5 protein-coding genes and 2 pseudogenes are annotated in these 10,999 nt (G+C 56.1%); 4 read left to right on the forward strand and 3 right to left on the reverse strand.

All coding sequences use genetic code 11. The features are described from left to right. The first annotated feature begins 110 nt into the window (after positions 1-110). The 3 genes from RGM3321_RS12170 to RGM3321_RS12180 all read left to right on the forward strand — a co-directional run bounded on the left by RGM3321_RS12170 (position 111) and on the right by RGM3321_RS12180 (position 4,726). Positions 111-1,157: a YCF48-related protein gene (locus RGM3321_RS12170; RefSeq protein ID WP_244393250.1), complete on the forward strand. Its 1,047-nt coding sequence runs from the start codon at positions 111-113 to the stop codon at positions 1,155-1,157. A gap of 27 nt (positions 1,158-1,184) precedes the next feature. Beyond that, positions 1,185-3,575 (forward strand): RND family transporter, encoded by a 2,391-nt coding sequence (locus RGM3321_RS12175; RefSeq protein ID WP_244393251.1) that lies wholly within the window; start codon positions 1,185-1,187, stop codon positions 3,573-3,575. A 434-nt stretch (positions 3,576-4,009) separates the two neighbouring features. Next, the gene (locus tag RGM3321_RS12180; protein ID WP_244393252.1) at positions 4,010-4,726 is read left to right on the forward strand and encodes a LuxR C-terminal-related transcriptional regulator; all 717 of its coding nucleotides are present in this window, start codon (positions 4,010-4,012) and stop codon (positions 4,724-4,726) included. Between the two features lie 125 nt (positions 4,727-4,851). On the opposite strand, the pseudogene RGM3321_RS12185 reads toward RGM3321_RS12180, so the two are convergent. The 3 genes and pseudogenes from RGM3321_RS12185 to gntB all read right to left on the reverse strand — a co-directional run. Continuing rightward, a pseudogene (locus tag RGM3321_RS12185) lies at positions 4,852-5,348 on the reverse strand (transposase); the annotation flags it as partial. Positions 5,349-5,365: 17 nt separating this feature from the next. After that, positions 5,366-5,593: pseudogene (gene tnpB / locus RGM3321_RS12190) on the reverse strand (IS66 family insertion sequence element accessory protein TnpB); the annotation flags it as partial. Between the two features lie 164 nt (positions 5,594-5,757). Then, positions 5,758-6,810 carry a guanitoxin biosynthesis L-arginine gamma (S) hydroxylase gene (gene gntB / locus RGM3321_RS12195; RefSeq protein WP_244393253.1) on the reverse strand — a complete coding sequence of 351 codons (1,053 nt, stop codon included), beginning with the start codon at positions 6,808-6,810 and terminating at the stop codon, positions 5,758-5,760. A 322-nt stretch (positions 6,811-7,132) separates the two neighbouring features. Here gntB and RGM3321_RS12200 point away from each other — a divergent pair, with 322 nt between their 5' ends. After that, positions 7,133-10,999, forward strand: coding sequence for an amino acid adenylation domain-containing protein (locus RGM3321_RS12200; protein ID WP_244393254.1), 3,867 nt, complete (start codon positions 7,133-7,135; stop codon positions 10,997-10,999).

Here is a 10,999-nt window from a genome sequence, read left to right on the forward strand (position 1 = left end):
AGCTTCCAGACAGGTAATGCCACAGCGCTGCGGGCGTCGACATCAATACGAGTTGTCCGGCACCCGCACCCGATAACAGCCACCTGATAATAATAAGAGCGGAAAAGTCCATGCGTGAGTCTTTCCATCGTCGCACCTGGTTATGCGCGGGCATGTGCCTGGCTGTCGTTGCGTCATCCCTGTTTGCGCTGCCAGCCATGGCCGGTTCCGAGGCGCTAGCCACTGCCGCCGCTGCAGATACGCCTGTTTATGCCATCGAGTCGGCCAAAGCCTCACGCGCGTTGTTGCTGGACGTCGCCCATGCGGGGGCGCGGCTGGTCGTGGTGGGTGACCATGGGCATATTCTGCTTTCCGATGATCAGGGCAAGACCTGGAGTCAGGCCCGCGTGCCTACCCGGCAGTTGTTGACGGCCGTGTTTTTTGTGGATGAACAGCATGGCTGGGCGGTCGGTCATGACGCGCAGGTACTGGCCAGCAGCGATGGGGGCAAGAGCTGGAACAAGCAGTTCGAGGACTTGAAGCGCGAGGCTCCGCTGCTGGATGTCTGGTTCAAGGACCTCGACAACGGCTTGGCCATCGGTGCCTACGGCCTGCTGCTGAGCACGGCCGATGGCGGGCAGCACTGGGAAGATGTCAGCGACCGGCTGGACAACGAGGATCAATACCACCTGAACGGCATTGCTCAGGTAAAGGATGCCGGCCTGTTCATTGTCGGCGAAGCGGGCAGCATGTTTCGCTCCCGCGACGAGGGGCAGACCTGGGAAAAAATTGACGGCCCGTATCAAGGATCGCTGTTCGGCGCGATCGGCACGGCTCAGCCGTCCACGTTGCTGGCCTATGGTTTGCGCGGCAATCTGTTTCGCTCCAGCGATTTTGGTGACAGCTGGCAGCCGATCGAACTGAAGGGTGCGCGAGGGCCGCTCGAGTTCGGCCTGGCCAGCGCCACGCTGCTGGCCGATGGCTCGCTGGTGCTGGTCGGCAATGGCGGCAGTGTCATGCGCAGCACCGATGACGGGGAAACATTCGCGGTCTTCAATCGACCTGATCGCATCTCGCTGGCCGGGGTTACCGGCAATTCTCAGGGCAATCTGATTCTGGTAGGACAGGGCGGCGTTCGCCTCACCTCGCCGACGGGCGCCGATACGACCCAACAATAAGACCTTTCAGGGCGGGGATATTCAGGTATGAGCACGCACCAGCACGCGCAAGATCCGGATGAAAAGGCAACCATCCTTGAACGCCTGATTTTCAACCATCGTCCGGCAGTGATCATCCTCTGCCTGCTGGCCAGCCTCTTTCTGTTCTGGCAGGCCACGCAGGTGCGGCCTTCCACCAGTTTCGAGAAGATGATCCCGCTGTCTCATCCGTTCGTTCAGAACATGCTCAAGCATCGTAACGATCTGGCGAACCTTGGTAACACGGTGCGCATATCGGTCGAAGCGGTGGACGGCGACATCTTCTCCATTGAGTACATGGAGACCCTGCGCCAGATCAGCGACGAAGTGTTTTACATCCCCGGCGTGGACCGCTCCGGGCTCAAGTCGCTGTGGAGCCCCAGCGTGCGCTGGACCGAAGTGACGGAAGAGGGCTTTGCGGGAGGCGAGGTGATCCCGCAGAGCTACGACGGCTCGGACGCCAGTCTGGACCAGTTGCGCAACAACGTGCTCAAGTCCGGACAGGTCGGGCGCCTGGTCGCCAATGATTTCAGGTCGAGCATCATTGATGTTCCGCTGCAGGAGTCCTACCCGGACCCGGCAGACCAAGGCAAATTACTGGCGTTGGACTATCAGCAATTCTCCCACCAGCTCGAAGAAAAGATCCGCGACAAGTATCAGGCGCAAAACCCCGACATCAGGATTCACATCGTCGGCTTCGCCAAGAAGGTCGGCGACCTGATCGACGGTCTGTTCATGGTGGTGATGTTCTTTGGCATCGCCTTTCTGATCACGCTGGTGCTACTGATCTGGTTCACCCGGTGTATACGCAGCACGGTGGCAGTACTGAGCACCACGCTGATCGCGGTGATCTGGCAATTGGGGCTGATGCATGTGGTCGGCTTCGGTATCGACCCGTATTCGATGCTGGTGCCGTTTCTGATTTTCGCCATCGGCATCTCTCACGGTGTGCAGAAAATCAACGGTATTGCCCTGCAATACAGCGAGGCCGACAACGCCCTGACCGCTGCGCGGCGGACGTTTCGTCAGCTGTTTCTGCCCGGCATGATTGCGATTCTGGCCGATGCGGTCGGCTTCATCACGCTGCTGATTATCGACATCGGGGTGATCCGCGAGCTGGCCATCGGCGCCTCCATTGGTGTGGCGGTGATCGTGTTCACCAACCTGATCCTGCTGCCGGTGGCGATTTCTTACGTGGGCATCAGCAAAAAGGCAGTGAGCCGCAGCAAGCAGGATGCGGTCTCCGAGCATCCTTTCTGGCGATTGCTGGCGAACTTTGCCAGCGCCAGAGTCGCGCCGGTTTCGATTGTGCTGGCGCTGCTGGCCTTCGGAGGGGGGCTTTGGTACAGCCAGAACCTGAAGATCGGCGACCTGGATCAGGGCGCGCCCGAACTGTGCCCCGACTCGCGTTACAACAGGGACAACGCGTTCATCATCAACCATTACTCGACCAGTTCCGATGTGCTGGTGGTCATGGTCAAGACAGGCCCCGAGGGTTGCTCGGCGTATTCGACAATGTCAGCGATCAACGAGCTGGCCTGGAAGATGGAAAACACCCAGGGCGTGCAGTCGGCCATTTCTCTGGTGACGGTGTCCAGACAGATGATCAAGGGCATGAACGAGGGCAACCTGAAATGGGAGAGCCTGTCGCGTAACAAGGACGTGCTGAACAACTCCATCGCCCGCGCCGACGGCCTGTACAACACCGATTGTTCGCTGGCGCCGCTGCTGGTGTTCCTCAACGACCATAAAGCCGAAACCCTCGACCGGGCGGTGCATGCAGTGCAGGACTTCGCCAGACAGAACGATACGCCGGACCGGCAATTTCTGCTGGCCGCCGGCAACGCCGGCATTGAGGCCGCGACCAACGAAGTGATCAAGCAGTCCGAGTGGGTGATTCTGCTGCTGGTCTACCTCTGCGTGGCCGCGATGTGCATGATCACCTTCCGCTCATGGGCCGCCACGCTGTGCATCGTCCTGCCGCTGGTGCTGACCTCGGTGCTGGGCAACGCCCTGATGGCCTTCATGGGGATCGGCGTCAAGGTCGCGACCCTGCCGGTGGTGGCGCTGGGCGTTGGCATCGGCGTCGATTACGGCATCTACATTTACAGCCGTCTCGAGAGTTTCCTGCGCGCCGGACTGCCATTGCAGGAAGCCTATTACGAAACCCTCAAATCCAGCGGCAAGGCCGTGCTGTTCACCGGCCTGTGTCTGGCCATCGGTGTGTGCACCTGGATCTTCTCGGCGATCAAGTTCCAGGCTGACATGGGCCTGATGCTGACCTTCATGCTGCTGTGGAACATGTTCGGCGCACTGTGGCTGCTGCCTGCGCTGGCGCGGTTTCTGATCAGGCCGGAGAAGATGGCGGGGAAGGTGGGGAATTCGTTGTTTTCACATTGAGACACACATTAGGTTATCCATCCTCTTCTTGGTGACGTGTCTTCGCTCTGTGCTGAACGTTTCGCAGCGCGCGGTTGCTTTGTTGAACGGCTTGTGTCATGTCAAGGTTGCCTTGCACTGTAAAAGGGGGACAACGGGGTGAAAAAAAGGGCGAAAAATAGAGTTTTTAGGGTGATAGAGTTAAGGTTTTTTATGAGACGCCTATCAGAAATATCAAGATGTTGTTCTGTCGGGCGGGGCTGTTAGTGTGCGGCTTAATAAGATGTCGTAAGAAATACTATAATCGCGAAAAGCGAGTTTCAGTGTACGGGCAATGTGCCGGTACTTAATGTCTGAGAGTTACTTGAGTTGCGTGAAGGGTGGTGCATAGTTATCATAATTTGCATGGGCTTCTCACTTGAGAGTTAGCCATTTCAAGTAGTTCATGGAGTCAAATGATGGCACTTTCATTGCGCGGTGATACGTTTGGCCATGAAAAAAGCACCGGCAGACAAAAGCTGGAATGGGAGTTCGAACAGAGTGCAAGTGAGCGGGGTGTTCATCACTATACCTATTTTTTTTATCATCACGCACCAGCGTTACAGCAACATGGCTTTGTTCTGGTCAGCGGTCCGGAGGCAGGGAAAAATAATAGTCATTGCGCAGAGCGGCAGGACGTCGCGGATGCGATTTTGGACGTTGCCTGCTCTGAGCCACTATTTACCGGTTTGCTGAACAGGCCGTCATCATCAAATGACCGCGGCGAAATGATCGACGCCGGTACCACCTCTGACGGGATGGCGGCGTTCTACCTCGGCGAAGAGAAGGCATTCAGTTTACTGCGGTTTGCAAATAAAGAAACCGGAACAGGAAGTACGCAAGGCGAGTACAGTCTTGCGGCAGAGGTGAAGTCGCTGGTTCGTGAGTTTCATCATAAGTTGACGGGCCTGGTCATGGGCGTCAATGAGTCGGACGAAAACTTCACTATTACGGAACGTGAAAAGGAGGTGTACATATGGACAGCCATCGGCAAGACCTGTAATGAAATTGCCGTCATTCTAAATATATCCAAAAGAACGGTAGATTTTCATATTTCCAATGTCATCTCGAAGTTGGGTGTCAGAACCAAACTCCAGGCCTGCATACAACTGACCAAAATGGGGATTTTGTAAGGGGTTTTTGGAACCCATGACGACTGGGTTGAGTGGCGGGAGCCAAGGCAGTCAACGCGTTGAGTGAGCCTGGATTCTACGTACCCGCGCCATAAACCCCACCTGGCAAAAAATGAGGATTGGCTTTAGCGAGGCATCTCTGGCGAGCAGTTCCACGGCAGCAAGGCTTCGTAATCTTCTACCGATGCAGCAACCGCTCAAGTACGTGGCGCAGCCAAGTATAAGGCTCTTGGCCGTTGAGTTTGGCGGTCTCGACCAGGCTGTAGATCTGGGCGCTGGCCGTGGCGCCTTTGGGCGTGTCGCTGAACAGCCAGGCTTTTCGTCCAATGGCGAACGGCCTGATTGCTCTTTCGGCAGCGTTGTTGTCGATGGGTAGAAAACCAGCTTCGATATAACGCTCTATCCGGCTCCAGTTGTGGGCCAGGTAGTTCACCGCTTTACCCAAGGCACTTTGCGACGTGACCTGCGGCTGCGTTGTTTCCATCCATGCTTTGAGCTTCGTCAGCTCAGGCAGGCTTTTTTCCTGACGACCGATATAACGCTGCTCATCGCTGACATCCTTGAGTTCACGCTCGATGCCATACAGTTTGTTAATGCATGCCAGTGCAACATCAGCGCGGCCCCGGGAGATATTTTGAAACGCTCGGACTCCAGGCGCTTGAGCCAAAGGCAGAAGCCGTTGCGCTCCCAGTAAAGGATTTTCACTCGGTTACGAGGGCGATTCAGAAAAACAAAAAGCACGGGGTCGAATACCGCAACTTTGATGTCCAGCTCGACCAGTGCAGCCAGGCCGTCAATAGATTTTCGAAAGTCCACCGGTTTGGGGTAGAGGTACACTTTTTCGACTTTGGCGTCGGGTCGCATCATGAGGTGCTGACTCCTGAAAAGAATCGGGAGCACAGCATCAGGCTTCAATGGCTGGTTGGGAATGTGGGGTTCATGAGGCGCTTACGATTTTTCTTGTGCGATTCCGACACAGCGCGAGGCCGATCGGAATGCTCATTGACCCCATCTGGATGCCCGCGCGATGGCTATCGGTCATCGCCATTCGTGGTCTGCGTACCTTCGCGTGCCGACTGTTCGCACAGTGTCTGCGGTGCAGTGCCGTATTGCGAATGGCGTCTGTTTTGCAGGCGATAAATACTCAGTATCTGGCGCATGACCGATTGCGTATCGCGACGACCCGAGATGATGCCACCCTTGGCCAGATTGGCTTCGGCATAGTCAGGGTCTTGCAGGAGAATGGAGTGTGCCTTGTGCAGGTTCCAGTAGGGGATGCCTGCAAACAGGTGATGGGTCAGGTGCAGGTTGTCCCCGTGCATGCCGACAAACAGCCTCTCCCACCAGGAGGGAAAACGGTTGCGGGTGATACGCAAGGCCTCCTGCTCCCTGCCGAATAATCCAAAATGTTCAGAAACTTCCGACAGCCAGCCGATGACCTGAAAGGCCGTCAGATAAGGAACGAGCCAGAACATCAAGTAACCGTACACGCCCGTGGTGGCATAGAAAAGCGAGAATAAAACAGCGTGTACCGCGATCAGTGTCAGGGCTTTGCGAGGGGATTTCAACAGTGCGCCCAACCGATGAATGACGAGGTAGCGCAGGTAGCTGAATATATTCAGAAACAGCACGGTTCTAAGCAGGTGGTTGAACATGAAGTCAAATCGATCTTCGGTCGCCTGCAGCCCGGATTCAATGTAGTAGCGATAGTCCGGGTCCTTGTCGGCGTCACCGAGATGATGGTGATGCATGTGCACATGCGAATGTCGATAAGCCTCGTAATCCTGAAAGATGGGTAATCCGGTCAGGTAGTGGCCAATGGCATAACTGAGGCGGCGGCTTTGGGTCAGGGTTAAATGGGCTGCTTCATGAACGAGAGAGGCAAGGGCGCGTTGCCGTGAACCGATAATCAGCACACTGAGGGGGTAAGCATACAATGACCATTGGGTGAGTGCGACAGCGGAAGCAATTACAAGAACATCCCCCGACCAACCCAATAGCCATCGCCAGTTATTCTTTTTATAAAGACACGTCAGTTCAAGTTTTAGTTCATTTGTACAGTGAAATCGTTGGACGGTCTGCATCGTTTACCTCGACAGGTTGTGCTCTGCAATGCGTTGGTAATTAGGGCGTTATATAGACTAGAGAGGGGCGGGGAGCCGCGTAAGCTGATATTTTTTACAGGTAGACAGTTGGCGGTGGCGTGTGGTCTTTTTAAAGAAGTCAATCACTGCTAACAAAACGGATACACCGTTTTTTTTACGAGGTTGATGTCACCTGATCAATATGTTATCCGAGGCCGTCATGAACAGTTTTGAGAAAAATAATACCGCACCGTCACGCTCTCAAGATCTCGCTATGCGGGCCGGCGCACAGCATATAACCGGTACTGAAGGGCCACTCTCCATGTCTCAGGAACAAGCCTGGTTTCTTGAGACGTTAGTACCAGAGAGTATTGCTTATAACTTTCAGGCCATGCTGAACATTCGCGGCAACCTTGATATTAACGTGCTTGAACGTGCGCTGAGCAGGGTGGTTGAACGCCATCAGTCACTGTCCACTGTTTTTGATGAGGTTGACGGAGAACCACGGCAAACTATCCAGGACGCCTGGTCCGTGAACATTCCGATCGTTGACCTGTCTGCCAGCAGTGAAGCGGTACGGCAGACCTACATGAATTCTATTGTGAAAGCTGAAATTGCCCAGAAGATCGAAGTGGCGGAACTTCCGCTGATTCGCTGGGTACTGTTCAAATTCAGCGATCAATTCCACGTATTGCTGCATATCGAACACCACCTCATTCATGACGGCTGGTCATTCCGGCTGTTTCTCAAAGAGCTGAATCATTTTTACAATGAAGAAAAGGGCCGCGTGAATCAGGAGCCCCTTGAGCCGGTGATCCAGTTCATCGATTACTGCCAATGGGAGCGCGACTGGCTGGATTCGGCTGAAGGCCGTCAAGGCCGAGACTTCTGGTACGGACGTCTTGAAACCTGGCCGGCCTATACGCATTCGCCGTTTCCGGCAGAGAAGGACGCGCAAGCCGCATTGGATTTTGTCGGAAGTTCGGTGTCGGTGCCGTTGCCGGGTAAGTTGATCAGCGCACTGCAGGCGTATGGGGCGGAAAATAAATCCACCCTGTTCGAGACCATGTTTTCGCTGTTTGCTTGCGTGGTAGCGGCGCGTTCGGGTCAGACGCAACAGCTGATAGGCACCGCCGTCGCCAACCGTGACTTGCCGGGCATCGAAAACACCATCGGTATGCTGGTCAACATGTTGCCGCTGCGCATCGACATTGATGCGAATACGTCCTGGGCGCCTCTACTGGCAGCCGTGAAAGAAGAAATCCGCACGGCTTGCCTGCAGTCGCATGTACCGTTTTCAACAATGGTTGCCGATCTGAGTCCGGATCGTGTCACTCAGCAATTGCCGTACATCCAGGTTGCTTTCAGTTTTCATAACTCCATGTCCCGCACCCTGGACTTTGCGGACATTGATGTCGAGGTGGTGGAAGGGCTGGCAAACGGTTCTGCGAAATTCGACCTCAACGTCATTTGCGTTTTCGATGACGAAGTGAACCCGGCCGCTGGTGGTCGCTTCATGCTTGAGTACTCCACCGCTGTCGCCAAAGAGGCAGATGTCAGAGCGCTGATGGCCGATTTTCTTCACCTGGCTGGCGCCTGGCTCGAGCAACCTGCAGAAAGTCTCGCCAATGTACGCAAGGCTGCTGTGCTGGCCGCGCCGTCAGGCAGTTCTTCTGTCAATCCTGGTGTGGAATTCTGGAAACAATCACTTGACCTCGAAGCTTCGGGGCTTCTGCCTGACCATGCGCTTAATCGCGCAGTCAGCGGGCCGCTTGCGCGTCATGAAATCCCTCTTCCGGATGAAAGCCTTGCGCGCCTGTTTCAAGCGTGTGAGCAGCGCAACATTGAACCTGAGGCAGCGCTTTTTTCTCTCTATGCCGTAACCATGGCTCGTTATGGCGGGCATCAAACCGTCGTGGCCGGTCTGGGTACTGCTGCCGATGGACAGCGTCTGGCCATACCGTTGCCACTCAAGTTGACGCTCGCTGCGCATGACACGTTTGCCGATGTCTTCCTGCGCGCACAACAGCACTGCGATCAGGCTCGTCGCTGGCACGAATCTTCTGCCCAGGGTCTGGAACAAGCGCTTGATGACAGTGTTGCGGCCTCGGGAAGAGCGCCGCAGTCATTGATCCAGTCGGTATTCTGCGACGGTGTTTCCGCGCGTGCAGAGCAGGGAGGTGCGTCGGGCAGTCTGCACTCGCCCCTCGAATTCGTCCTGGACCGTTCCAGCACAAAGGCCTCGTTGTCACTTGGCTATGCTGCTGATCTGTTCGCTCAGGAAACAGCGACTTCAATGGCCGGGCATTACGTCCAGTTGCTGGAAAAGGCCAGCGAATCACTGGACGAAACGCTGGCGCAAAGTCTATCGGCCCAGCACCAGGCTGCCATTCAGACACAGTGTGAAGGGCTTGACTCGAGCTATCCTGAAACGTCCTTGCACGCCATCGTCGAGGCCTTTGCGGCCACACAGCCCGAGGCCATCGCTGTACGGTGCGGCGATGCAGTGCTGACGTACGCTCAGCTCAATGAATCCGCCGACAAAGTTGCCGACACATTGCTTCGCAAGGGCGTGCAGCCGGGTGACGTCGTGGGCATCTGCATGATGCGCTCTGAATTGCTGGTTGCGGCGCTGTTGGGCGTGCTCAAGGCCGGTGCATGCTACCTCTCGATCGACTGTGCATTGCCTGCAGAGCGTCGCAATTGGCTTCTGGAGGAGGCGGACGTCAAGTGGGCACTGATCGATGAGAGTGCTCCGGCTTTACGTGATGCAACCTCGACACTGTTGATAGGGCAGTTGGTGAATGAGCAGGACGACCCACGCGTGTCGCCGCAGGCCAAACCTGTCATCAGCGCGGATGCTCGCTGCTATTACATGTTTACATCGGGTTCCACGGGCACTCCGAAGGCCACGGCCAGTACCCACCGCGCGGTGGTGAGTCTGGTCAAGGGTACGGACTATATCGATATCAAGGGTGACGACCGCTTCCTGTTTTTCGCGCCCCTCGCGTTCGATGCGTCGACCTTTGAAATCTGGGGCGCCTTGCTGAACGGCGCGCAGTTGGTGGTTCAGCCTGGCGAAGTCGGCGGACTGGATGACCTGGCACACACACTGGAAAATCAGCAGGTCAGTGTGCTCTGGCTGACGTCCGCGTTGTTCCAGGAGATGGTCGATCAATATCCTCAGGCGATGGCTGGCGTCAGGCATGTACTGACCGGCGGTGACGTTGTTTCGCCGCAAAGCATGCGCAGTTTGCTGGAACGCTCCACCGGGACGCTCACCATCTGTTACGGCCCGACTGAAGGCACTGTCTTTATCACGGCCTACAGCATGGACAAGGTCGAACAAGTGACTGACAAACCCTTGATCGGATGGCCGATTGCACAGGCCGATGCCTACATCGTGGATGTTTTCGGGCAGCTTGCCGAGCCCGGTGTTCCTGGGGAGTTATTCATTGGCGGCACAGGGATCACCGGTGCCTACCTCAAGCGTCCGGAACTGAGCCAGGAGCGGTTTGTGACGCTGGAGCGGTTCCCCGGCAAAACACTCTTCCGCACCGGTGATCTGGCGCGCTGGACCTCAGGCCGCGGTATCGAGTTCCTTGGACGCAGTGACAGTCAGATAAAGATCCGTGGCTTGCGTATAGAACCGGGTGAGGTCGAGCAGGCGATACGTCAATTGCCGGGTGTCACAGCGTGCTCACTGATTCTGCGCACATTGAACCTGGACAAACAGCTGGTCGCCTTCGTCAGTCTGGACGGAAGCGTTGCACTGGATGAGCAACAGATTCGTGTGGCGTTGAGAGAATGCCTGCCCGACTACATGGTGCCTGCCGAAGTGCATGTGATCGAGCAACTGCCGGTCAATGCGAGCGGCAAGGTCGACAAGCGTGCCTTGCTTGAACTGGCGACTCAAAACGGCCGTGCAAGGGTTACCAGCGAGCGACCGTCGACGGCTCTGGAAAAATCCATTGCCGAGGTCTGGGCGCACATCCTCAACGTGCCGGACGTGGGTAGAAATGAAGACTTCTTCTCCATCGGCGGACACTCGTTGGCCGGTATGCGGATCATGTCGAGGCTGAGCAAGCAATTTGGCACTCGTCTTTCGCTGAACCTGCTCTTCGAGTATCCCAGCGTCGAGACGCTTGCAGGTGCTATCGAACGCTCGGCCGAGCCGTTGACGGCCTGA

It is taken from the genome of Pseudomonas sp. RGM 3321, from assembly GCF_022836805.1.
Lineage (GTDB): Bacteria > Pseudomonadota > Gammaproteobacteria > Pseudomonadales > Pseudomonadaceae > Aquipseudomonas.

Excerpts from the sequence above, each read along its gene's own strand:
- RGM3321_RS12170 (WP_244393250.1), top strand. The coding sequence starts at position 111 with ATGCGTGAGTCTTTCCATCGTCGCACCTGGTTATGCGCGGGCATGTGC.
- RGM3321_RS12175 (WP_244393251.1), top strand. The coding sequence starts at position 1,185 with ATGAGCACGCACCAGCACGCGCAAGATCCGGATGAAAAGGCAACCATC.
- RGM3321_RS12180 (WP_244393252.1), top strand. The coding sequence starts at position 4,010 with ATGATGGCACTTTCATTGCGCGGTGATACGTTTGGCCATGAAAAAAGC.
- gntB (WP_244393253.1), bottom strand. The coding sequence starts at position 6,810 with ATGCAGACCGTCCAACGATTTCACTGTACAAATGAACTAAAACTTGAA.
- RGM3321_RS12200 (WP_244393254.1), top strand. The coding sequence starts at position 7,133 with ATGTCTCAGGAACAAGCCTGGTTTCTTGAGACGTTAGTACCAGAGAGT.